Genomic DNA, 24,414 nt, shown 5'->3' with positions numbered 1-24,414 from the left:
AGACAATCGGACTTAACGGTTTGATTTCCATTTACAGGCTGCATCATCGCTAAGGTAAGTCATCTCCACCCGAGAGGTGAGTTTTGTCACCAATTCATAGGCAATAGTTCCTATGTGGCTTGCCACCTCTTCGGAAGGAAGTTGGCTTCCCCACAAAATAGCTTCATCACCAACATGGTCTTTCGCATCAGGTCCTAGATCGACGGTTAACATGTCCATTGACACTCGACCAGCAATAGGGACTCGTCTTCCATTTACCATTACAGGTGTTCCGTTTGGCGCTGTGCGTGGATAACCGTCGCCGTAGCCAATTGCAATTACACCAACTTTGGTATCGCGTTTGCTACGCCAAGTCCCGCCATAACCCACGGTTTCACCCGCTTTAACATCACGAACCGCAATAAGGTGCGATTTCAAGGTCATAACAGGTCGATAGTTGAGCTCTTCAGCGGTCTTATCAGAGAAAGGAGAAACGCCATACATAATAATGCCGGGACGAACCCACTCTAACTGGCTTTGCTCCCACGCTAACAAACCTGCCGATGCCGCTAAGGAACGCTCACCAGCGCAGCCATTGGTTAACGAGAGAAAGAGTTCAATTTGCTCTGCGGTATCCGATTTATCCAATTCATCTGCACAACCAAAATGACTCATATAACGCAGAGGCTGAGCGACATTTTTACACGCATGCAGACGTTCAATGAACTCTTGATACTCTTCAGGACGAACACCTAATCGGTGCATGCCAGTATCAATTTTAACCCAGACGACAACTGGTGTTTCAAGCTCCGCATTTTCTAATGCCACCAACTGCTCTTCACAATGCACAACCGTCTGAATATTGTTAGTGACTAAAATAGAAAGATCACCAGAAGAGTAAAAACCTTCAAGCAATAAGATAGGCTTAACAATGCCACCCGCTCTTAATTGAAGGGCTTCTTCTATTCGAGCAACACCGAAAGCATCCGCCCCTTGAGCGTGTTTTGCCACTCGCAGTAACCCATGCCCATATCCATTCGCTTTCACTACCGCCATGATCTTACTATCAGGAGCTTGAGCCTTAACTAACTCTAAATTGTGCTTCAGTGCATCTAAGTCGACGGTGGCCGTGGCGGCCTTCATATAGCTCATAACGTATTCTTACTCGTCATCGAAATCAAAGGCAGGTCCCGCATAATTATCAAAGCGAGAGAATTGTCCTTGGAAAGTTAATCGCACTGAACCAATCGGGCCATTACGCTGTTTACCTAATATAATCTCGGCAGTGCCTTTATAATTACTATCAGGATGGTAAACCTCATCACGATAAATAAACATAATCAAATCGGCATCTTGCTCGATGGCACCAGATTCACGTAAATCGGAGTTAATTGGTCGTTTATCCGCTCGTTGCTCTAGGGAACGGTTAAGCTGAGAAAGCGCAACAACAGGTACATTCAACTCTTTTGCCAATGCTTTAAGAGAGCGTGATATCTCTGAAATTTCTAATGTACGGTTATCTTGCATGCCAGGGACTCGCATCAACTGCAAGTAATCGACCATGATCATGCTTAAACCGCCAGATTCACGCGCAATACGACGTGCTCGTGAACGCAATTCCGTAGGTGTTAACCCTGAACTATCATCAATGTACATATTCTTCTTCTGCATAAGAATACCCATCGTAGATGAGATCCTCGCCCAGTCTTCATCATCAAGTTGACCGGTACGAATTTTGGTTTGATCGACACGAGAAAGAGATGCAAGCATACGCATCATTAGCTGTTCAGCAGGCATCTCTAAAGAGAAAATGAGCACAGGTTTATCTTGGTCCATCGCTGCATTTTCACATAAATTCATCGCAAAGGTCGTTTTACCCATCGATGGACGAGCCGCGACAATAATAAGATCAGAGCCTTGCAAGCCTGCGGTTTTCTTATTCAAATCATTGAAACCAGTATTAACACCAGTCACACCATCTTGTGGTGTCTTGTATAGAATCTCAATTCTTTCTAGCGTTTTCTCTAGAATGTTATCAACATTCTGAGGGCCTTCATTTTCACTGGTTCGATCTTCAGCGATCGCAAAAACTTTACTCTCAGCCAAATCAAGTAGATCTTCAGATGAGCGACCTTGAGGATCATAACCAGCATCCGCAATCTCATTCGCAACACCGATCAAGTTACGAACTAACGCCCGCTCTGCAACTATATCGGCATAAGCATTGATATTGGCAGCACTTGGGGTGTTTTTTACCAAGTCAGCAAGGTAAGCAAAACCACCCACATCATCGAGTTGTTCTCTTAACTCCAAGAATTCGGAAAGCGTGATCAGATCGAGTGGCTTACTATCATCCAGAATGGCTTTTACAGCTTCAAAAATCAGGCGGTGTGGTCGACTATAAAAATCTTTATTTAAGACTTTTTCTGCCACGGTATCCCAACGCTCATTGTCCAGTAACAATCCACCAATAACAGATTGCTCAGCTTCCAATGAATGCGGAGGCACTTTGATCGCCTCAACTTGGGTATCTACGGGTTTTCGATTTCTGGTATCAACCATGACTACGCTCAGTAACTTGATAATGACCGCCATTATAGCGAAGAACCATGATTTGTAATCTAGTTCGATTAACTTTGTTTTTATCTCATGGAAAATTTACGTTTTGCTGACCTAGTACATATGGGATACTTTTACCATACGCATATTCAGACCATCAATATAGAGATATTCAGTGTCAAAAATTATCCTTCTCAGCGCGGGGCTGATCGTATCCCCTATGGTTTATGCTGAAGAGATCACGGCTACCGACATTGAAATCCCATCCCCTCTTAGTAGCGAAGTCGAGTTTGGCTATCAATCACATACAGGTAATTCTGATTCACAATCTCTTAATGCTCGTTTAAGTGGCGAGTATACCGAAGGTAGGCATAGAACCCATGGCGAATGGAAGTATTACATGCTCTACAAAGATGGGGAGGAAGATAAGCGCCAATCCACCTATAGCTTACAAAGCGACTATAAGTTAAGTCCAAAGACATACTTGTACGGTAGCCTCAAAGGGGTTGATTCAAAATACACGGCATACTTTAAAGATTACACTCTCTCAAGTGGATTTGGTTTCCAGTTTTCTAATACCGATTTATTTAAATTAGAGTTAGAAGTTGGTCCTGGTTTCCGCTACCAAGAGCCAAATTTAGATGAGATCGATGATGATGACATTATATTTCCTGACATCGTCCAAGAAGGCATCTTTCGTGGGAATCTCAATGCCGCTTGGCAGCCATTAAAAACGCTCAACCTTGCTGGTGATATCACCGTGGTTACGGGGAGGAGTAATACTCGAACGGATACAGAGATCAGTGCGACTAACAATATCACTGACGATATTGCGTTAAAGCTGGCGTACTCTAGACAATACCACGATAAGGTGCCGAATGGATTGCATAAGTCAGACAGCATTTTTTCTGTCAACCTACTATTTGTCTTTTAAGCACTCCCAACCGCTAGCAAATTATTTTCTTTAGACATAAAAAAACACCAGCCGAAGCTGGTGTTTTTATTATAGATTGATGCTGAAATTAAGCAGCAGCAACTACTTGTAGTTTCACAGTAGCAAAAACTTCAGAATGAAGTTGGATGCTTACTTCGAACTCACCTACGTTACGTAGAGCGCCTTCAGGAAGACGTACTTCGCTCTTAGCAATTGCAACACCAGCCGCTGTTACAGCGTCTGCGATGTCACGAGTACCGATAGAGCCAAATAGTTTACCTTCGTCACCAGCTTTAGATTCAATAACAACTGCTTCTAGAGCGTTAACGCTTTCTGCACGAGCTTGACAAGCAGCTAGTTGCTCAGCAACTTTAGCTTCTAGTTCAGCGCGGCGAGTTTCAAACATTTCAACGTTAGCTTTAGTTGCCATAACTACTTTACCCTGTGGGATAAGGAAGTTACGAGCGTAACCAGATTTAACGTTTACTTGGTCGCCAAGGTTGCCTAGGTTACCGATTTTATCAAGTAGAATAACTTGCATTATCTTAGTCCTCTTAACTAATTTAAACTAATACCAATTTACTGATGTTTGTCAGTGTATGGTAGAAGAGCAACGTAACGAGAACGCTTGATAGCGCGAGCTAGTTGACGCTGATATTTAGCGCTAGTACCAGTGATACGGCTAGGTACAATTTTACCAGCTTCAGTGATGTAGTTTTTTAGAGTTGCTACGTCTTTGTAGTCAATCTCTTGTACGCCTTCTGCAGTAAAACGGCAGAATTTACGACGACGGAAGAAACGAGCCATGGGCTATCTCCTGATCTTAAATTTGAGTAATGTTATCGGCATGCAACACTAATTTACCAACGCCATTTCGGCCGGTTTGATAAGCAACGAAGCCACTTACCTTAATGTTACTACCTAAAACTAATTCTTGAGTTAATGCTTGCGACCTTTGCCCACTAATGACTACCGGCATACGACAAAAAACTTGTCTCGGTAGGTTAGCTTCTAACACTGTTGAGCGATGTTCTAGCCAAAATCGGCAATGAGCAACACCCGCAGGGCTAAGGCTTCGAATAGGATCTTTAACGACAGAGCCGCTGAGTTCCATTCGATTGGTCATACAATCAATTACTCAGCTGCTGCTTCTGGCTTTGCTTCTGGCTTAGCTTCTGTACGCTCTTCACGACGAGGAGCACGCTCTGCACGCTCTTCTTTTTGCTTAAGCATAATAGATTGCTCAGTCACAGCGCCTTTAGTGCGCATGATCATGTTACGTAGAACTGCATCGTTAAAACGGAAAGCAGTTTCTAGCTCGTCCATCACTTCTTGACCAGCTTCAACGTTCATAAGAACGTAGTGAGCTTTGTGAAGTTTGTTGATTGGGTAAGCCATTTGACGGCGGCCCCAGTCTTCTAGACGGTGGACAGTACCACCAGCTTCAGTGATTGAACCAGTGTAACGTTCGATCATGCCAGCAACTTGCTCGCTTTGATCAGGGTGAACCATGAATACGATTTCATAATGACGCATTTGGTTGCTCCTTACGGATTATTAGCTTCCACGAAAGGCTCGGTCGTCCAGGGGAAGCAAGGAACTAAAGAAAAATGACCGAGTTTTAAGGACGGCAAATATTATAGAAAGAACCGGATATTGGCAAGCGGTATTTGGCTAATAATGAAACAGTTTTTCTTTTGCCATCTAGCCATCCGATAAAGCCACATATTCTCTCTTTTTAGCCTGAAAAAAAAACGTCCACCAATAATGATGAACGTTAATAAATTCAAATAGTTAAATACGCACTAACTCATTACTGGGCCAAGCGTTGTCTTACCGCTTCAAACAAACAAATACCAGACGCTACAGAGACATTCAAACTAGAAACACTACCTGCCATTGGGATCTTAATCAGATCATCACATGTTTCACGAGTTAGACGGCGCATACCATCGCCTTCTGCCCCCATAACAATCGCAAGTGGCCCTGTTAATTTAGCTTGATAAACGTCATGTGTCGCTTCTCCAGCCGTGCCTACAAACCATACACCCTGCTCTTGCAGCGCTCTCATCGTACGCGCCAAATTAGTCACACGAACAAGAGGTACCGTTTCAGCAGCACCACAGGCAACTTTACTTACGGTCGCCGTTAATGGTGAAGATCGATCTTTTGGTACGATTACAGCAGCGACACCCGCCGCATCAGCATTACGTAAACAAGCACCTAAATTATGAGGATCCGTCACACCGTCAAGCACAAGCAATAAAGGCTGTTCATTGCTTGCCAAAATCGCATCCAAGTCATTTTCATTCAGCTGTTTTGCGGCTTTAACACGCGCAATAATACCTTGGTGGTTCGCGCCATTTGATTTCTCGTCAAGAGGCTTGCGACCCATTTGCTGAATTGAAATGCCATATTGCTGCAATTGGTTTAGCAAAGGCATCAAACGCTCATCTTGGCGGCCTTTTAAAACATAGGCCTCAATGAAGCGTGCAGGATCTTTCTCTAATACCGCTTTCACGGCGTGAATGCCGTAAATAAATTCGTTACTCATCGTCTACCTTGTCAGCGTTATTTCTTTTGTTCATGTTTTTTCTTGGCACGAGCTTTACTCGCGCCTGTACGAGATTTCTTCTTGCGGGGTTTATCATTTTGTTCCCCTTTAGGCGCAGAACCTTTTTTACGTCCACCTTCAGCACTTTCACCTTCATTGCGGCCATCAGGTCGCTTAGTTGGTTCAACAAGCGGAGTGGCTTTAGCTCCTGGCTTACGGTTCTTAACACCTTGTTTTTTACTCTTCGCTTTTCTTTGAGCTTCTGCCGCGCGTTTTTTCGCCGTTTTGCCTTCACCGCGTAGCTTACGACTAGTTTCTACTAATTCAAAGTCAATTTGACGATCATCCAGATTTACCGCTTTGACTTTAACTTTAACGGCATCACCAAGACGATAGATATTACCGAAGCTCTCACCAATTAATCGCTGCCCTACCGCATCAAATTGGTAGTAGTCATTCGCAAGAGAAGAGATATGAACCAAGCCATCAATATGCAGTTCACTCAAACGAACGAAGAAGCCAAAACCGGTTACATTAGCAATAACACCATCAAGCTCATCACCGACATGATCTTGCATGTATTCACATTTTAGCCAATCGTTCACTTCACGTGTTGCATCATCGGCTCGGCGCTCTGTCATCGAGCACTGTTCACCGTAAAAATCCATATCGTCAAATGAATAGTGATAACCACCCGTCGGTGTCCAGCGATCGGTATTTCTTCCTTCTTGCTTGGCAATGAGGTACTTAATTGCACGGTGTAACAACAAGTCTGGGTAGCGACGAATTGGAGAAGTAAAGTGCGCGTAACGTTTGAGAGCTAAACCAAAGTGCCCTGCGTTATCAGCGTTATACACCGCCTGCTTCATTGAGCGAAGCAGCATAGTTTGAATCAACTCTTTATCTTGACGCTCACCAATTTGTTTCATTAGGTGTGCATAATCTGTTGGAGAAGGTTGTAATCCACCACCCAAGTTTAAGCCTAGCTCCCCAAGGAAGTCCCTAAAGCCAACCAGACGCTCTTCACCCGGAGATTCATGAACACGATACAGTGCCGCTTCTTTCGCTTTCTCAACCAATGACGCAGAAGCGATATTCGCTAAAATCATGCACTCTTCAATAAGCTTATGCGCATCGTTTCGAATCACAGGTTCAATACGATCAATTTTACGCTCTGCGTTGAAGATGAATTTGGTTTCAACCGTTTCAAACTCAATAGCCCCACGCTCATCACGAGTTTGCTTCAGTATCTTGTACATCTTATGCAGTTCTTCAAGATGTGGCACTTCAGGCTTATAACGTTCACGCAGCTCTTCATCCCCATCGAGAATGGCACCCACTTTGTTGTAAGTCAGGCGAGCGTGAGAGTTCATAACCGCTTCGTAATGTTTGTAGCCGGAAAGCTTACCGCTTGAAGAAATCGTCATTTCGCAAACCATACATAAACGGTCTACCTGTGGATTGAGTGAACACAATCCGTTTGATAATACCTCAGGTAGCATCGGCACGACTTGAGATGGGAAATAGACTGAGTTACCACGGTTGATCGCTTCTTTGTCGAGTGCGGTATCAGTACGAACATAATAACTTACATCCGCGATCGCCACCCATAAGCGCCAACCACCGCCTTTTTTAGCTTCACAATAGACAGCATCATCAAAGTCTCGCGCGTCTTCACCATCAATGGTTACTAATGGCAATTCACGCAGGTCAACACGTCCTTTCTTCGCTTCTTCAGGAACTTCTTCACCTAAGTTCTCAACCTGCTTTTCAACTTCCACAGGCCAAACGTTTGGAATTTGATGAGTACGGATTGCAATTTGCGTTTCCATACCCGGAGCCATATTTTCACCGAGAACTTCAATTACTTTACCCATCATGCCTCGCGAACGAGTGCCACGATCAGTCAGCTCAATCACCACCACGTTCCCCATTCGAGCACCGCCTTTATGCTCATTTGGGATCAGAATATCTTGGCTGATTCGTGAATCATCGGTAACCACAAACGAGTGCCCGTATTCAAAAAAGAAACGTCCGACAAGTGGCGTTTTTCTCTCTTCTAGCACTCGAACTAAGCGCCCTTCTTTACGCCCTCGCTTATCCGTTCCTGATGGCTGAATAAGCACTAAATCGCCATGAATGATGTGGCGCATTTGGTGGTGTGGAAGCAAGATATCATTATCTTTTCCTACGCTACCTTCAGGTCGAACCCAGCCAAAACCATCTTTGTGCCCAATAACATAACCTTTCGTCAATTCGAGCTTTTCAGGCAGTGCATAACACTGACGACGAGTGAAAATCAATTGACCATCACGCTCCATCGCGCGTAACCGGCGGCGTAACCCTTCGTACTGCTCTTCACCTGTCAGACCTAATGCTTCAAATAGATCATTACGATTCATTGGTACATTAGCTCTGGTTAAAAAGTCAGTAATAAATTCACGACTTGGAACTGGGTTTTCATATTTTTGAGATTCACGATCTGCAAAGGGATCGGCATTCTTTTTTTCTGGTGTTTGTTTTGACATAGGCGGGCCTGCTTAAGCAAGGAAGGTATACGGCTTAGTATATCTGACTAAGGAGATAAGCTACAGATTTGCTTTAATAATAGAAGGAATTAGCCTTGAAAAAACATAACATTTCACTTTGTTAAATATACTTTCATATCCTTTGCTTAAGATCTCATCTTGATGAAATTGACAAGGCAATCGATTGCAGAAATACCAGATTAGCCTATCATCAAACGCGACTCTCCCCACCTGTTCCAAAGGTATTGATATGACAATTAAACGAACACTTCTTGCAACGGCTATCGCGAGCTTTGGCTTGTTTTCAACTTCTTCTTTTGCCACCGAAAAAGCTGATCTTATGATCACTGACGCGATGGTATTAACCATGAATCAAGATAAAGCGGTCTATGACAATGGCACAATTGTTGTAAAAGATAACAAAATTATCGCTGTTGGTGATGCTACTTTAGCGAAGGAATATCAAGCAAAGCAAACACTTGATGTCGATGGTGATATTGTCATGCCAGGTCTAATTAATACCCATACGCATGTTTCTATGACGGTATTTCGCTCACTTGCTGATGACGTGCCAGATCGCCTTCACCGCTACATTTTCCCTCTAGAAGCAAAGCTTGTTTCTCGTGACATGGTGCGTATTGGTGCAAATCTTGGCAATGTTGAAATGGTCAAAGGTGGTGTAACGACTTACGCCGACATGTACTACTTTGAAGATGAAGTAGCAAAAACCGTTGATACTATCGGTATGCGTGCCGTACTGGGTGAAACCGTGATTAAATTTCCGGTAGCCGATGCAGCTAATGCGGAAGAAGGCATCCAATACGCGCTGAACTTTATTGAAGAGTACAAAGATCATCCGCGTATTACCCCAGCATTTGCCCCACACGCACCCTATACCAATACCACTGAGATTCTACAAAAAGTAGCAAAACTCTCTCTTGAGCACGACGTACCGGTAATGATCCACCTTGCAGAGTCACATCGTGAAGAAGAGAAAATTGCCAAGCGTTCAGACGGTCTATCACCTGTCGCTTACATGGACAGCATCGGTGCACTCAATAAGAACTTAGTCGGCGCTCACATGATCTTAGTCGATGATGCGGATATTGAACTGGTTAAAAAATCGGATATGGGTGTCGCGCACAACATGAGTGCCAACATCAAATCAGCAAAAGGGGTATCACCGGCGCTGAAAATGTATGACCAAGATGTTCGTATCGGTCTAGGTACTGATGGCCCTATGTCTGGCAACACATTAAGTACCATTGATGAGTTTAACCAAGTCGCCAAAGTACATAAGCTCGTAAACAAAGACCGAGCTGCAATGCCACCAATTAAAGTCATTGATATGGCAACAATGGGCGCAGCTAAAGCACTGCACATGGAAGACAAAATAGGCTCATTAGAAGTTGGCAAACTGGCCGATATTATTGTTATCGACACCAAAGCGCCGAATATGGTTCCAGTCTATAACCCTTACTCAGCTCTGGTTTACTCAGCAAACTCTGCAAATGTTCGCCACTCTATCGTTGCTGGTAAAGTCATTATGAAAGACAGAGAGATGCTAACGGTTGATGAGACGAAGATCCGTGAAGAAGCTTTAGCCTTTACTGAAATTGTACGTAAGACGGTGATTGAGTCGGGCGAGACAGTTCAATAAGACTCTGATACTTTTTAAATAAGTAAAACAAAACAGCCCTTATATTCACTATAAGGGCTGTTTTCATTTGAGTGCAGTTATCAATAATTTTTGAATTTATATCTATCTACCAGAACACATCACGGCGCTTGGCTCTGGCGATAATATTTTGCGGCATTCTCAGCTCTAAACCTTGTCGCAACACCGAGATACGGCTGTGCTGTCGCTTATCTGCCGTTGCTGAGTTATACAGCCAGCGATAAGCATCTTCATAATCGAGTGGACTGCCATAATCACGTAACAACAGTTCAGCGAGATGAATGCGGGCATTCAAGTTCCCCATAGAAGCCGCTTCACGTAAATATGGAATAGCACGTTCTTTATCTTGCTGTACTAATGTACCACGAGAGTAATAACGGCCGAGTTGCTCTAGCGCAGCGGGTAACCCTTGATGCGCAGCGTTTTCCATATAATACAGACCAAGTTCAACATCTTGCTCAACGCACACCCCCCAAGCCAGCATATCACCATACAAAAACTCGTATGATGGCAGGTTGATTCGAGTTGCACGAGCCACGATATCTTCCACGATCTGGCAGTTATCAGCTTTTACTCGCTCTAAATGTCGATTATCTTCAATTAATTTGATCAGTTCGGCTTCAGTATAAATTGGGATAGGCTCCCCAACCTCAGCCAAATTTGCATGACTCAAGGGAGAGCTCAGCGCCAACATTAATGAAGCCGCTACTATTCGTAGCTTCATACCTGCACTCTTTTATTCGTATCAGTAAAACTCCATATCCACGCACAAGCAATGCTCTGCGTTTATATAGGCTTGATAAGATTATCGGCAATCTAGCGGATCTCTTTAGGGAATTATTGCCGTTTATAGGCAATATCTTGCCAGACAGTGAACAAAAGATCATCACAACAGGTACAAAAAAGCCGGCTAATTAAGCCGGCTTTTATTATTCATCATAGATATCAACTATTAAGCACCAAATGGGTGAACTTTAACAATTGTTTCGTTACGGTCTGGGCCAGTTGATACGATATCAACAGGAACGCCAGTTAGTTCTTCGATACGTTTGATGTAATCTAAAGCCGCTTGTGGAAGCGCATCAAGAGACGTTGCACCATAAGTATTTTCAGACCAACCAGGCATAGTTTCGTAAACTGGTGTCGCTTCTTCAAATGCTTCAGCAGCCATTGGAGAAACTTCTAGGATAGAACCATCTTTCATCTGGTAGCCAGTACAGATCTTAAGTTCTTTAAGACCGTCTAGTACATCTAACTTAGTTAGACAGAAGCCAGAAATTGAGTTGATTTGGATTGCACGGCGCATTGCCACAGCATCGAACCAACCAGTACGGCGTAAACGACCAGTTGTTGCACCAAACTCATGGCCAACATCACCTAAGTGCTTACCTACTGGATCTTGTTTTTCTAGACCATCGTATAGCTCTGTCGGGAATGGACCAGAACCAACACGAGTACAGTAAGCTTTAGCGATACCAAGAATGTAACCAATGTGGCGAGGGCCGAAACCAGAACCTGCAGCAACACCACCAGCAGTAGTGTTAGAAGACGTTACGTATGGGTAAGTACCGTGGTCGATGTCAAGTAGAGTACCTTGCGCACCTTCAAACATGATCTTATCACCGCGCTTACGTGCAGCATCTAGCTCATCAGTTACATCGATAACCATTGAAGTTAGTAGGTCTGCATAGCCCATAGCTTGCTCAAGTACTTCTTCGTAGCTTACCGCTTCCGCTTTATAGTAGTTAACTAATGCAAAGTTATGGTATTCCATCACTTCTTTTAGTTTCTCTGCGAATGCTTCTCTGTCGAATAGATCGCCAACGCGAAGACCGCGACGAGCAACTTTATCTTCATAAGCTGGACCGATACCACGACCAGTTGTACCAATTGCTTTTTTACCACGAGCGATTTCACGCGCTTGGTCTAGAGCAATGTGGTAAGGAAGAATTAGAGGACATGCTTCAGAAATGAAAAGACGTTCGCGAACAGGGATGCCGCGCTCTTCTAAAGGTTTCATCTCTTTAATCAGGGCTTCTGGTGATAGAACAACACCGTTACCGATAACGCACTTAAGCTTATCGCGAAGAATACCTGATGGAATTAAGTGAAGAACGGTTTTTTCACCGTCAATGACAAGAGTATGACCAGCATTGTGACCGCCTTGGTAGCGAACCACGTATTTTGCATCTTCAGTTAAAAGGTCAACAATTTTACCTTTACCTTCGTCACCCCATTGGGTGCCTAGCACGACTACGTTATTTCCCATCTTTCCAATTCTGTTGCTAATTAAAAATGGATTCTAGCACTGAATCACATTTCTTGCAGTCATTTTTTAGGCATTCTAGAATCTTCACGGATAACGGATTGATAAGCATGTAGAAATCAATCAGCTTGTTTAACTCATCATTATTGCGATAACCGCTCCCGCAACCACTAAACAACCACCAATACGGCGTAGTTGATTGTCTGGTTGTTCACTCAATTGAGCCACCATATTTCTCCAACCATTTGGAGCAATCAACGGTCCAAGCCCTTCCACAATTAAAACCAAGCCTATCGCTAACCAAATCGAACTCGACATACACCAACCTAACTCTCTTAAAAACGCTATTAATAAATCAACAGGCACAAAAAAGGCCCCTTGCGGAGCCTTTTTCTTAATACTGAAGACGATAAGTCATTACTTAGAAGTAACACCTTTTGCGTCATTCATGTATTTGAAGAAATCACTCTTTGGATCAAGAACTAAGATATCACTCTTAGAGCCAAAAGACTTCTCATATGCTTTCAGTGAACGTAAGAATCCATAAAACTCAGGGTCTTTGTTATAAGCATTTGAATAGATAGCGGCTGCTTTTGCATCGGCATCACCACGTGTTACACGCGCAGTTCTGTCTGCCTCTGCAAGTACTGTCGCCACTTCAAGTTCCGCTTGAGCACGAATAACTTCGGCTTTTTCACGACCTTGAGAACGGTGCTTACGAGCAACCGATTCACGTTCCGCACGCATACGCTTGTAGATCGATTCACTGATTTCGTCAGGCAAGTTGATTTTCTTCATTCTGAAGTCAACCACTCTTACACCTAAGTCTGTCAGAGCGCTCTCACTTGTATCGGCAAGTACGTTATCCATGATGATGTCACGCTGACCATCAACTTCCAATGCTTCTTTAGACGCTTCTGGGATTAATTCTGCATCTTCAACTGAAGGCAGAACTTTTTCGTTACGAGGACCAGAAACAATCTGCTTGATTTCACGAGAACCAATTTCAGAACGTAATACATCCGTTACTTTACGTTCTAACAGAGCTTCAGCAGTCTGAACATTGCCACCACCTGTCGCTAGGTAGTATTGACCGAAATCTTCAATACGCCATTTCACGTAGGTATCGATGATGACATCTTTTTTCTCAGACGTTACGAATCGGTCTGAACGGCCATCCATCGTTTGGATACGCGCATCAAGACGATTCACACGATCAAACATTGGCATCTTAAAGTGCAAACCAGGTTCGTAAATACGTGCAGCCACATCATTGTTATCTTTAAGTACACGCCCGAAACGGATCACGATACCACGTTCACCTTCAGGAATAACAAACAATGACATCAACATAATCGCTAACGCAACGACCAATACAGGGATCATTAACTTACGCATTATTAGTATCTCCCTTGACGTGAGTTAGTTGAACGGGTTTGAGTCTCGGTTTGAGTATCTGTACGTTGAGATTCAAGTTCAATACTGTCATAAGCAGAAGACGATTTAGTCTTACGCTTAGAACTGTCACCGTCCTGGCCACTTAGCTTATCAATTGGCAAGTACAGCAAGTTACCGCTCGATTCAGAGTCAATCAGTACTTTCGATGTATTGGTGTACACTTCTTCCATTGTATCAAGGTACAAACGGTTACGAGTAACCTCTGGTGCCGCTTGATATTCTGGTAGTAGTTTCTCAAACTGAGCCACTTGACCAAGAGCTTCATTCACCGTGCGTTCAGTATAACCTTGCGCTTCTTTTTTCAGACGCTCAGCACGACCTGTTGCTTTCGGTAAAATTTCATTCTTATATGCTTCAGCTTCACGGATGAAACGCTCTTCATCTTCTCGCGCAGCAATCGCATCATCAAACGAATCTTTAACTTCTTCAGGCGGACGAGCAGACTGGAAGTTAACGTCGATAACGATAAGACCCATATCATATTTATCAATGATACTATTTAGTGTCTCTTGCGTTGTTTGACGAATCAACTGACGACCGCTGGTAAGCGTGCTGTCCATCAATGAGTCACCAATAACGGCACGTAATGCAGAATCTGTCGCTTGACGCAAACTGTCATCAGCACTCGTTACGCGGAACAAGTATTTATATGGGTCAGCAACACGATATTGAACACCCATTTCTACTGTTACTACGTTTTCGTCTTTCGTTAACATTGTGCCAGAAGCTCGCAATGAACGAATTGCTTGTACGTTTACCGCTTCGTATTCATCAATGAAACGAGGTCGCCAGTTTAGGCCTGGATCAACAATACGGTCATATTTACCAAGACGAAGGACAACCCCTCTCTCAGCCTCACCGATTGTATAGAAACCAGAAAATACCCATACCGCAATCGCAACGACAACAATTAGACCTAAGCCAATTGCGCCACCACCACCAATACTCGGGCCATTGCCACCTTTCTTACCAAACTTGCCACCCAACTTTTGACTCAGTTTATTAAAAACTTCATCTAGGTCTGGCGGTCCTTGATCTCGGCCACCGCGATTATTTTTATTACCCCAAGGGTCATTATCGCGGCCGTTATTGCCGTTGTTATTACCAGGCTCATTCCACGCCATTAGAAAGCTCCATCATTTGATATGACGTTATACTGTAGCAGTCCTTTCTGTAACGATAAAGTCACTCAAAACTGCCCCTTCTCTTTTTTCAATCCTAGACCAATCTACTTGTTGCATTCGAATATCTATCAACAAGTTACCATCTGTATCATATTCTTCTTGTTGAATACACTTTAACTCGAAGAATGTGCTACGAATTTTACCTTGATATTGAGGTGGAATTCGCAACTGATACTGTACCATCTGCTTCGCTAAGCGTTCAGTTAGAGCTTCAAATAGAAGATCCATACCGATGCCATTCATAGCAGAAACCCAAACAGTACGAGGTAAGCCTTCCTCATCTCTTTCGATACGAGGATTTTGATCATCAAGGCTGTCGATCTTGTTCATCACGACTAGAGACGGTACCTCATGGGCATCGATCTCTTCTAGTACATCATGAACCGCTTGAATGTTCTCACGAAAACGCTCATCACTGGCATCAACAACATGTAACAAAATGTCAGCTTCTTGCGTTTCTTGTAATGTTGCTTTAAATGCTGCAACTAAATCATGAGGTAAATGACGAATAAAACCAACAGTATCCGCGAGAATCGCAGGCCCAACATCGGCTAATTCGATCTTACGCAATGTAGGATCTAACGTCGCAAATAATTGGTCTGCCGCATACACTCCCGCATCTGTAATGCAGTTAAACAGTGTCGATTTACCCGCATTGGTATAACCTACCAATGAAATGGTTGGGATTTCTGCTCGATTCCGAGCTCGCCGCCCTTGCTCACGCTGCTTCGCCACTTTAGCTAAACGGCGTAGAATCGCTTTAATTCGCTCACGCAATAAACGTCTATCGGTTTCTAACTGCGTTTCACCCGGACCACGTAAACCAATACCACCTTTTTGTCTCTCAAGGTGGGTCCAACCACGGATTAATCGAGTTGAAATATGACGAAGCTGAGCAAGCTCAACCTGTAATTTCCCTTCATGTGTCCGAGCTCGTTGAGCAAAAATATCAAGTATTAAACCGGTACGATCCAACACTCGGCATTTGCACAACATTTCTAGGTTACGTTCTTGGGCTGGAGATAAGGCGTGGTTAAATATCACCACATCAGCACCCGTTAGCTGTACAGCTTGGGCGATTTCCTGAGCTTTCCCCTCTCCAACGTAGTATTTATGGTGTGGTGACTGACGACTACCCGTCACAACTTGTAGCGTCGTCACCCCAGCAGAAGACACCAGCATTTCACACTCGCTGAGATCGTCCCACTCACCTTGTTGCGTGAAGTTGATATGAACAAGTACGGCTCGTTCGCCGGCTTCATAACGGTCAAACAAGCAACCAACTCCTTATTACTTTTGAGATTTGAATATTAATCTTCAGACTTCTCTTGAGGGCGATCTGCTGGACGCTCTGCAGTATGGTGACTCACTGCTCGAGCTGGGACAACAGTTGAAATCGCATGTTTGTATACCATTTGGTTAACTGTATTTTTCAGCAAGATCACAAATTGATCAAAAGATTCGATCTGACCTTGTAGCTTAATGCCATTCACAAGGTAGATAGACACTGGAATGCGCTCACGTCGTAGAGCATTTAAGAATGGGTCTTGTAGCGATTGCCCCTTAGCCATTTTATTTTCCTTATTTGATTTTTTAGTTGTAATTATTTAGCTAGTGGTGCACTAAAAAGTGTGCGGCCTTTGCATCTGAGCTAAATGAATAATAAACACCCTATTGTCATTTAGAATTGAGGATCATTGTTAAATCTTAATGACAGATCCTTCAGGGTATATTCACGCAAAAACGATCACATTATACACAGCTAATTCAATCGGATGCTATTGCATCTGAAAGAGTTTCTAACGCTTGTTCAATGTTTTCGCTATCTAACCAAGTTAAATCATCCCAACTGCGTAACCAGGTGATTTGTCGCTTGGCCAATTGACGAGTAGCGCAGACACCACGGAATACCGCTTCATCTAAATCGCACTGCCCATCTAAATAGTCCCACATCTGTCGATATCCAACACATCGAATCGATGGAAGATCTGGATGAAGATCATCTCGGGCATACAAAGTACGCATTTCATCTTCAAACCCAGCCTCTAGCATCTTATCAAAACGTAATTCAATACGACGATGGAGTTCTGCCCTTTCCTTGGGAGCTATCGCAAATTGTTTTACTCTAAATGGCAGGCTTTCACCTTTCACTTGAGTAAGCTCAGTTAGAGTTTTACCTGAAATTCGGTAAACTTCCAATGCCCTAGACAACCTTTGTGGATCATTTGGATGAATTCTTTCTGCAGATACAGGATCGATCGCTTTTAATTCATCATGTAACGCTGCCCAGCCATTCTCCAGCGCTTGTTGTTCTATTTGATGACGTATTTCACGGTTGGCCGCTGGAAGTGGTGATAAACCTTCAAGTAATGCTTTGTAATATAGCATTGTACCGCCAACCAATAACGGTATTTTACCTTCAGAAACAATATCATTCATTGCTTCCAATGCATCGCGTCGAAAATCGGCGGCAGAATACGCTTCGCTAGGATCTAATATATCGATCAAACGGTGAGGGGCAAGCGCGAGCTCTTGATCATCAGGTTTCGCGGTTCCAATATCCATCCCTTTATAGATCAATGCAGAGTCCACACTGATAATTTCGACTGGATACTTTTGGCGTAAACGTATCGCAAGATCCGTTTTTCCTGATGCTGTTGGCCCCATTAAAAATAGCGCTAAAGGTAACTTCTGATTCATGTTCACTTTTTTATTTATATTTTTAATCAATAGCTTACCGTTTACAGCTTAAATGCTGCAACGGTGGCTGAAAAATCAATCGGTTTAACGAAATCTATATCGTCTAATGGTAATTGACCTTGCCAAAGCTGTTCGAGTTCCGCAACAATTTGAATTGCTTCAGATAAAGTGTAGCTGCTTTTTACTTGTGTTATTTGATTTGCCAGCCAAGAAGCTAACGAATCGGCATTCACTTGATCGTCTGAGAGCAGATAAGATAACAGATCTGGGATCAACTGTTGCAGGTTTTGCTGCCTTAATGGCTGCGGAACCCCCATAACCAGTATTGTTTCGTAATTTCTGGCTTTAAGCTGGATACCAAATGTCCCTAATAAAGATTGATTCGCTTCAACCAGCGCGATCATATCTTTACCAAGCTTTATCGATAACGGCACTAACAGTGGTTGGCTCGTTAAGGGATTTACACTTGTATTAAGTTGGCCTCTAACTCGCAGCCACTCACCACGAATCAGTGATACGAGCAAACAACCCGATTTTGAGCCCATCGCCAAATATTGCTGCTCAACAACGCAGAGTGCTTTGCCTAATTCGACAATTTCTTGCTGATTCTTCGCCTCAGAGATCGCCTTCCCATCAGTAACGACTTCATTCTGATCTTTTGGATCCTGAAACGCACCTTCACCTTCACCTTCAGTCGTTTTCATTAACTGATGGTAAGCGCGTACTTCTTGCTTTGATGGCGCAGGTTGAGCGTGGTAACGCTTATCTTTAGAAAGCGCTGTATTTTGAGACGATGGACTTTGATGCGACGAGCTTTGATACGATGAGCTTTGATGCGACGAACTTTGAGAACCAGAACTTAGATTCTTAGTGCTATAAGGCTGAGGGTTTTGGGTTGCATGATGAGGTTTAGTTACCCAATCTCGATTCGGGTAAGATTCACTCACACCATCAACAACCAAAGGCGATCGTTCACTCTCAGCTTTACCGGGGTAAGAAGGCATTTGATCTATCACTTCTGCTGCACGTTCGGATGCAGAAAGCTCTGCACCTGCCACCTCAGCACGCTGAGCCTCGCACTCCTCCTGATGAAAAGCTGATTCTGTAACTCTAGGCTCATCAATATGTTCACTTTGTGCCAAGGCACTAGTTAAAGCCTGATAAATGAAATCATGCACTAAGCGAGCTTGATGAAAGCGAACCTCATGTTTTGCAGGGTGTACATTCACATCGACTTGATGGGGATCTATCTCGATAAACAGAACATAAGTAGCAAACTGCTCAGGCTTCAAACTGGTGGCATAACTTTGTCGAATTGCGTGATTAATCAGCTTGTCACGCATCATTCGACCATTCACATAGCAGTACTGCAAATCACTTTGTTGCCTCGCCCCTTCAGGCGTCGTTACCCAACCATGAAGCTTTAGCCCTTGATGCTCCAACTCAATTTTAAGCATATGACGAACAAAAGAGGCCCCACACACAGCCGCAATACGCTTCTCTGCTTGGAGATCGTTTTTTGATGCTCGGTATTGACGGATCATTTTCCCGTTATGACGAAGATTGATCGTCACATCAAAACGACTTAAAGCAATGCGTTTAAGCAATTCATCGATATGGGTAAATTCTGTTTTTTCAGTGCGTAAGAACTTACGGCGAGCAGGCGTGTTAAAGAAGAGATCCAATACTTCAACAGAGGTGCCAATTGGGTGAGCCGTTGGCTGTAATTTTACCGCCATATCTCGGCCTTCACTGTACGCCGACCAAGCTTGATCTTGCGTGGCAGGTCGAGAAGTCATCGTCAGGCGAGCAACGGAACTGATACTGGCTAGCGCTTCTCCACGAAAGCCTAAACTAATGATCGCTTCAAGATCATCAAGAGTATGAATCTTAGAGGTCGCATGTCGACTCAACGCCAGAGCCAATTGATCTTTTACAATGCCTTTACCATTATCGCGCACCCGAATGAGCTTAGCTCCGCCTTTCTCAATATCGATGTCGATTCGAGTCGCACCTGAGTCCAAGCTATTTTCAACCAACTCCTTCACGACTGAGGCTGGTCTTTCTACCACTTCACCTGCGGCAATTTGGTTGGCTAACCGGGCGGGTAATATTTTAATTGTCATCGTAAGAAGCCGCCTACTTATTCGGTATGATTAGCACTTGGCCAACCGCTAGTGAATCGGAGCGCAACTTATTCGCTTGGCGAAGGCTATTTACCGTAACACCATATTTAGTGGCGATCTTACCTAAAAATTCACCGCGTTTAACTTTGTGTTTTCTAAGCGGAAGATCTTTCAAACTCACTGTAATTCTTAGTTTTTGCCCTAACTTCAACGTGTCCGATTTAAGTCGGTTCTCTCGTTTAATGCTCGCGACACTCACTTTATAGCGTTTTGCTACTTTGCCTAAATAATCCCCTTTTCGAACGATATGCGTCACCGTCTTCGTCTCTATTGGGTTTTTCGCTTTAGGCACAACGGTCGGCATGGAATATCCCGGAATCGTTAATATTTGCCCAACAGCTAAGCCGGACGATTTTAATCGGTTAGCGGATTTTATTGTGGCTACCGATGTCCCGTAACGCTTCGCGATAACCGATAATGACTCACCGGCTTTGACTTTATGCTTAACCGCTTTTCCTTGAGCCTCTAAAATGGTTCCCTCTGGAGGATTAGCTTGAACATAACGAACCACCGCTTGGGTAATCGCCCTCGCTAATTTATCTTGGTGAGAACGTTGGAAAAGTAAACGCTCCTCAGTTGGATTAGAGATAAAGCCAGTTTCCACTAAAACTGAAGGGATTTGCGGTGAGCGTAAAACAGCCAAGCTGGTATTAATCGGCTTAGAGTTATGCAGTTTAGCGACTTTTCCCATCTCAGATAAAATAGATTTCGCCAGCTTATACCCCTCTTTCTGAGAATGGTTAAACTGTAAATCAAGCAAGGTTTGGTTTACATTTTTATCATTAATATTCTTAGTGAGAACCGTTCCCGTACCACCCAGTAATTCCGACTGTTTCTCATGGTTTTCGACCCAACGCGAAATTTCGGTATTGGCACGCTTTGTATTTAACACAAACACAGAGCCACCACGCGGCTTAGGCGTAGTAAAGGCATCAGCATGAATGGAGATCAGCAGGTGGGCATCATTTTCACGTGCAATCGCAACACGACGATTCAGGTTCACAAAGTAATCTGAGTTACGTGTTAGACGTGTTTTGATACCAGGAATCGCATTTAACTGTGCTGCGATCTTCTTTGAAATACTTAATGTCGCGTTCTTTTCGTATTTTCTAGACGGCCCGATAGAGCCGGGATCTTCTCCCCCATGGCCAGGGTCGATCACAATCAGAATATCTTTCTTGCGCTGAATTTGTGAGATGTCTTTATTCACCACAGGCTTCGATGGCACCTTGCCTTTAACTGCTGTTTTACCATGTGGAAAATCGACCACTAAACGGTGCCCATATTGGCCACCTGGAGTCGGGCTGAGTTTGAATAACTCAGGAGTAGAGTGCTTCTTTAATTCAAAAACGAGGCGATACGTCCCCTTACTTGGAGCGCTGCTTTTTCTCACTTTTGACAACACTGGGCTATCAGAGACCACTAGCGGTAACTTTGTGCTTAATGATGTCTTTTTCAGATCGACCACTAAGCGACTGGGGCTACTTAAAGTAAAATAGCTAAAATCAGCCTCAGATTTTAAATCAATGACAACACGAGTTTCATCTGGAGAGGGCCACACTCGCAGCCCTTCAAGCGCATTGGCAGACGCTAAAGTTGAGAAACTAAGTAGGAAAGTGATAGCAGCAATAACAACTGCTGGAATTCGTATGCTGATCAACATAGCTCCAATTGACTTAATAAAACTCGACCATAATCATTATTTGCCGTTAATAACGCCACTCGCTGTTGGTCGTCATAACGTAATTCAATATCTAAATCCGCTTGCGGTAATAGTCCTTGCCCTTTTTCTGGCCACTCTACCAAGCAAATAGCATCGTCAGTAAAATAATCACGAATCCCCATGTATTCCAACTCTTCAGGATCGGCAAGACGATATAAGTCAAAATGATACACTTGCCAATCAGCTAACTGGTAAGGTTCCACTAAGGTGTAGGTTGGACTTTTTACATTACCATCGTGTCCAAGAGCGCGAATAAATCCACGGCTAAATGTTGTTTTTCCAGCCCCAAGATCACCATGTAGATAAATGGTTGTTTGTTGAGAACAAATGCCAGCAAGCGCATTGCCCATTTGAATGGTTGCCTGTTCATCTTTCAAGGTGAATTGTTTTGTGCTCATAGATACATTCTCTAAATATTGACTGTCGACTATATAAAAATCAAAAGAGTACGAATAGTAAACCTTGTTGGTTTTGAGAGACAAGATATCAAGTGTAAGTAATCCGTAAAAATGTCACTTTATTTACGATACTCATGACTTTCCTTCGTTAATCAGCATTTTCTCTAGCAAAAGTGATTAACTCAATAAATGATTCTAGATTCTAAGTTGAAGATCCGTTAAGATCCGACCCCATTTTTTCAGAGCAATCCACTCATGAACTACGATCAACTAGCGATTCAAATTAAAATTTGGGCCCGTGAATTAGGATTTCAAAAGGTAGGGATCTGCGATGTTGATTTACGAGAACATGAAGGTCCATTACAGAAGTGGTTAGATAATGGTTACCACGGAGATATGGATTGGATGGCGCGTCATGGCATGATGCGAGCTCGACCAGATGAACTGTTACCGGGAACGGTAAGAGTCATCAGCGCAAGAATGAACTATCTGCCACCTGAAGCTATGTTTGCTTCTAACTTGAGTGATCCTAACCTTGGGTATATCAGTCGATACTCACTCGGGCGTGATTACCATAAATTGGTTCGCAACAAACTCAAAAAGCTAGGACAGCTTATTGAGCAAGAAGTCGGACAGTTTGGGCATCGCCCTTTTGTTGATTCAGCACCAATCCTTGAAAGGCCATTGGCTCAAAAGGCGGGACTCGGCTGGACAGGAAAGCACTCACTCATATTAGATAAAGAAGCGGGCTCTTGGTTCTTCTTAGGAGAGCTACTGATCGATCTTCCTCTGCCTGTTGATACCCCAAGCGAAGATGAGTGCGGTAAATGCAAAGCCTGCATCACATCGTGCCCAACCAACGCTATCGTCGATGAGAAAATCGTTGATGGTCGTCGCTGCATTTCATACTTAACCATTGAATTTGATGGTGTCATTCCTGAAGAGTTTAGAGCCGCGATTGGAAACCGTATTTATGGTTGCGATGATTGCCAGCTAGTTTGCCCGTGGAATCGATTTTCTGATTTAACAGACCAAACAGATTTCCACCGCCGAACCTCATTTGAAGAACCCGATCTTCTCTCGCTATTTAGCTGGGATGAAGATATGTTTCTCAAAAAAATGGAAGGTTCCGCGATTCGTCGTATCGGGCATCTACAGTGGCTACGCAACATCTCTATCGCATTAGGTAATGCTCCGTACAAACTTGCGATTGTAGAAGCTTTAGAGTCGCGGTTCGGGCTAAGTGATGTTCTGGATACTCATATTCAGTGGGCTATTCAACAACAGCTACATCAGCTTCCAGTAGATAGCGCCCGCCATAGCACGAAAAAGCAGAGACTTATTCGTATCGTTCAAAAAGGTTTACCAAGAGACGCCTAATTTCGAGCTTGATTAAGGCTGTCTTTTGCACAAAACCCTCTCTCAATATTTGATATTCATCTCAAAACCACAAATGTGGACAATAAATTTAATAGCGACGGTTTGATATACGCTTAGAAAAGTTAAACACAGTCTAAAGAAATGATTAGGATCAAAAAACAACAAGTTAATGATCTTTAATACAGAGGGGGAATGTCGAATAAAAACCAACCAAACCCTTAAAAAACAATAAGATAAAGAAATCCCTTCCGATATGACAACCTATTTGCCACAAAAAGATCTTTTAAACGAAAAATCAAACACACACAACAAAACACCTTATCAACCAACTTATCCACAGCTAATTTTTTGTGGATAAGTCTGTTAACGAATATACAAAGACCACAGTAAATCATCAGATCACCGTGTGTATAAGTAGCATTTCAATGGTTATTGAAAAGATAAAGACAAAAAAATATCCACCGAAGGGTGAATTTTTAATGTTTATTTGGGATTTATGCTTTCACAGCATTAGAAAGAGCGATATTAACTGTATCCACTCTCTTGATAAGAAAATGGAGCGATACATCGGGTTCGAACCGATGACCTCAACCTTGGCAAGGTTGCGCTCTACCAACTGAGCTAGTATCGCATAATCGACCGCGGGTGCGTTCAATCTAAATGTGGTTGCGGGAGCAGGATTTGAACCTACGACCTTCGGGTTATGAGCCCGACGAGCTACCAAGCTGCTCCATCCCGCGTCCGGATGCATTGTTTAAGACAATGACGCTTTTCCAACTCTTTCYGAGCAAGGCTCAAAGAGAGAAATTGGAGCGATACATCGGGTTCGAACCGATGACCTCAACCTTGGCAAGGTTGCGCTCTACCAACTGAGCTAGTATCGCATG

The 24,414-nt window shown here is 43.4% G+C and carries 22 protein-coding genes and 3 tRNA genes; 3 read left to right on the top strand and 22 right to left on the bottom strand.

All coding sequences use genetic code 11. The features are described from left to right. Positions 1-12 precede the first annotated feature (12 nt). Positions 13-1,131 carry an alanine racemase gene (gene alr, locus L4C39_RS18895; RefSeq protein WP_429747437.1) on the bottom strand — a complete coding sequence of 373 codons (1,119 nt, stop codon included), beginning with the start codon at positions 1,129-1,131 and terminating at the stop codon, positions 13-15. Positions 1,132-1,140: 9 nt separating this feature from the next. Next, positions 1,141-2,541 carry a replicative DNA helicase gene (locus tag L4C39_RS18890; RefSeq protein ID WP_029203234.1) on the bottom strand — a complete coding sequence of 467 codons (1,401 nt, stop codon included), beginning with the start codon at positions 2,539-2,541 and terminating at the stop codon, positions 1,141-1,143. A gap of 172 nt (positions 2,542-2,713) precedes the next feature. On the opposite strand from L4C39_RS18890, the gene L4C39_RS18885 reads away from it, so the two are divergent. Further along, positions 2,714-3,472 carry a DUF481 domain-containing protein gene (locus tag L4C39_RS18885; RefSeq protein ID WP_171757422.1) on the top strand — a complete coding sequence of 253 codons (759 nt, stop codon included), beginning with the start codon at positions 2,714-2,716 and terminating at the stop codon, positions 3,470-3,472. 88 nt (positions 3,473-3,560) lie between these two features. Here the strand turns inward: L4C39_RS18885 and rplI are convergent, their stop codons facing one another. From rplI to rnr, 6 genes are all read right to left on the bottom strand, one after another. Then, positions 3,561-4,013: a 50S ribosomal protein L9 gene (gene rplI / locus L4C39_RS18880; protein ID WP_017051391.1), complete on the bottom strand. Its 453-nt coding sequence runs from the start codon at positions 4,011-4,013 to the stop codon at positions 3,561-3,563. 38 nt (positions 4,014-4,051) lie between these two features. Continuing rightward, positions 4,052-4,279, bottom strand: a complete 228-nt coding sequence (gene rpsR / locus L4C39_RS18875) for a 30S ribosomal protein S18 (protein ID WP_017051390.1) — start codon at positions 4,277-4,279, stop codon at positions 4,052-4,054. A 16-nt stretch (positions 4,280-4,295) separates the two neighbouring features. Continuing rightward, on the bottom strand, positions 4,296-4,598 hold the full coding sequence (gene priB / locus L4C39_RS18870; protein ID WP_029203233.1) for a primosomal replication protein N: 303 nt from the start codon (positions 4,596-4,598) through the stop codon (positions 4,296-4,298). Positions 4,599-4,606: 8 nt separating this feature from the next. Continuing rightward, positions 4,607-5,008, bottom strand: a complete 402-nt coding sequence (gene rpsF, locus L4C39_RS18865; protein WP_017051388.1) for a 30S ribosomal protein S6 — start codon at positions 5,006-5,008, stop codon at positions 4,607-4,609. A gap of 277 nt (positions 5,009-5,285) precedes the next feature. Beyond that, positions 5,286-6,026: a 23S rRNA (guanosine(2251)-2'-O)-methyltransferase RlmB gene (gene rlmB, locus L4C39_RS18860; RefSeq protein ID WP_017051387.1), complete on the bottom strand. Its 741-nt coding sequence runs from the start codon at positions 6,024-6,026 to the stop codon at positions 5,286-5,288. A gap of 17 nt (positions 6,027-6,043) precedes the next feature. After that, positions 6,044-8,554 (bottom strand): ribonuclease R, encoded by a 2,511-nt coding sequence (gene rnr / locus L4C39_RS18855; RefSeq protein WP_429747433.1) that lies wholly within the window; start codon positions 8,552-8,554, stop codon positions 6,044-6,046. 250 nt (positions 8,555-8,804) lie between these two features. Here rnr and L4C39_RS18850 point away from each other — a divergent pair, with 250 nt between their 5' ends. Then, positions 8,805-10,214 carry an amidohydrolase gene (locus L4C39_RS18850; RefSeq protein WP_017051385.1) on the top strand — a complete coding sequence of 470 codons (1,410 nt, stop codon included), beginning with the start codon at positions 8,805-8,807 and terminating at the stop codon, positions 10,212-10,214. Between the two features lie 106 nt (positions 10,215-10,320). Here the strand turns inward: L4C39_RS18850 and motX are convergent, their stop codons facing one another. The 11 genes from motX to tsaE all read right to left on the bottom strand — a co-directional run bounded on the left by motX (position 10,321) and on the right by tsaE (position 22,147). Next, positions 10,321-10,956 (bottom strand): flagellar protein MotX, encoded by a 636-nt coding sequence (gene motX / locus L4C39_RS18845; protein ID WP_113796841.1) that lies wholly within the window; start codon positions 10,954-10,956, stop codon positions 10,321-10,323. Positions 10,957-11,184: 228 nt separating this feature from the next. Beyond that, a complete protein-coding gene (locus L4C39_RS18840; RefSeq protein WP_113796837.1) occupies positions 11,185-12,501 on the bottom strand; it encodes an adenylosuccinate synthase in 1,317 nt (438 codons plus the stop codon). A gap of 129 nt (positions 12,502-12,630) precedes the next feature. Then, positions 12,631-12,816, bottom strand: a complete 186-nt coding sequence (locus tag L4C39_RS18835; protein ID WP_113796863.1) for a DUF2065 domain-containing protein — start codon at positions 12,814-12,816, stop codon at positions 12,631-12,633. 99 nt (positions 12,817-12,915) lie between these two features. Beyond that, complete coding sequence (gene hflC, locus L4C39_RS18830; RefSeq protein WP_113796835.1) at positions 12,916-13,896, bottom strand: protease modulator HflC; 981 nt, start codon at positions 13,894-13,896, stop codon at positions 12,916-12,918. Positions 13,897-13,898: 2 nt separating this feature from the next. Beyond that, a complete protein-coding gene (gene hflK / locus L4C39_RS18825) occupies positions 13,899-15,080 on the bottom strand; it encodes an FtsH protease activity modulator HflK (RefSeq protein ID WP_113796833.1) in 1,182 nt (393 codons plus the stop codon). A gap of 27 nt (positions 15,081-15,107) precedes the next feature. Then, the gene (hflX, locus tag L4C39_RS18820; RefSeq protein ID WP_429747429.1) at positions 15,108-16,415 is read right to left on the bottom strand and encodes a ribosome rescue GTPase HflX; all 1,308 of its coding nucleotides are present in this window, start codon (positions 16,413-16,415) and stop codon (positions 15,108-15,110) included. 35 nt (positions 16,416-16,450) lie between these two features. Further along, positions 16,451-16,711: an RNA chaperone Hfq gene (hfq, locus tag L4C39_RS18815; RefSeq protein WP_017051378.1), complete on the bottom strand. Its 261-nt coding sequence runs from the start codon at positions 16,709-16,711 to the stop codon at positions 16,451-16,453. Positions 16,712-16,907: 196 nt separating this feature from the next. Next, positions 16,908-17,840, bottom strand: a complete 933-nt coding sequence (gene miaA, locus L4C39_RS18810; protein ID WP_429747426.1) for a tRNA (adenosine(37)-N6)-dimethylallyltransferase MiaA — start codon at positions 17,838-17,840, stop codon at positions 16,908-16,910. Between the two features lie 41 nt (positions 17,841-17,881). Further along, on the bottom strand, positions 17,882-19,966 hold the full coding sequence (gene mutL / locus L4C39_RS18805) for a DNA mismatch repair endonuclease MutL (protein ID WP_429747424.1): 2,085 nt from the start codon (positions 19,964-19,966) through the stop codon (positions 17,882-17,884). Between the two features lie 13 nt (positions 19,967-19,979). After that, positions 19,980-21,689 (bottom strand): N-acetylmuramoyl-L-alanine amidase, encoded by a 1,710-nt coding sequence (locus L4C39_RS18800; RefSeq protein WP_429747422.1) that lies wholly within the window; start codon positions 21,687-21,689, stop codon positions 19,980-19,982. Then, positions 21,683-22,147, bottom strand: coding sequence for a tRNA (adenosine(37)-N6)-threonylcarbamoyltransferase complex ATPase subunit type 1 TsaE (gene tsaE / locus L4C39_RS18795; protein WP_017051374.1), 465 nt, complete (start codon positions 22,145-22,147; stop codon positions 21,683-21,685). Before tsaE ends, L4C39_RS18800 begins: the two co-directional genes overlap by 7 nt. A gap of 255 nt (positions 22,148-22,402) precedes the next feature. On the opposite strand from tsaE, the gene queG reads away from it, so the two are divergent. Beyond that, on the top strand, positions 22,403-23,527 hold the full coding sequence (queG, locus tag L4C39_RS18790; RefSeq protein ID WP_429747420.1) for a tRNA epoxyqueuosine(34) reductase QueG: 1,125 nt from the start codon (positions 22,403-22,405) through the stop codon (positions 23,525-23,527). A gap of 555 nt (positions 23,528-24,082) precedes the next feature. Here queG and L4C39_RS18785 read toward each other — a convergent pair. The 3 genes from L4C39_RS18785 to L4C39_RS18775 all read right to left on the bottom strand — a co-directional run bounded on the left by L4C39_RS18785 (position 24,083) and on the right by L4C39_RS18775 (position 24,411). Beyond that, a tRNA-Gly gene (locus tag L4C39_RS18785) sits at positions 24,083-24,158 on the bottom strand. 32 nt (positions 24,159-24,190) lie between these two features. Further along, positions 24,191-24,267: transfer RNA gene (locus tag L4C39_RS18780), tRNA-Met, on the bottom strand. Between the two features lie 68 nt (positions 24,268-24,335). Continuing rightward, a tRNA-Gly gene (locus L4C39_RS18775) sits at positions 24,336-24,411 on the bottom strand. Positions 24,412-24,414 lie beyond the last annotated feature (3 nt).

The organism is Vibrio clamense (genome assembly GCF_050337905.1).
GTDB classification, from domain to species: Bacteria; Pseudomonadota; Gammaproteobacteria; order Enterobacterales; family Vibrionaceae; genus Vibrio; species Vibrio cortegadensis.
Note: the sequence above shows the minus strand (reverse complement) of the source record. Positions and strands in the feature narration are given on the sequence as shown.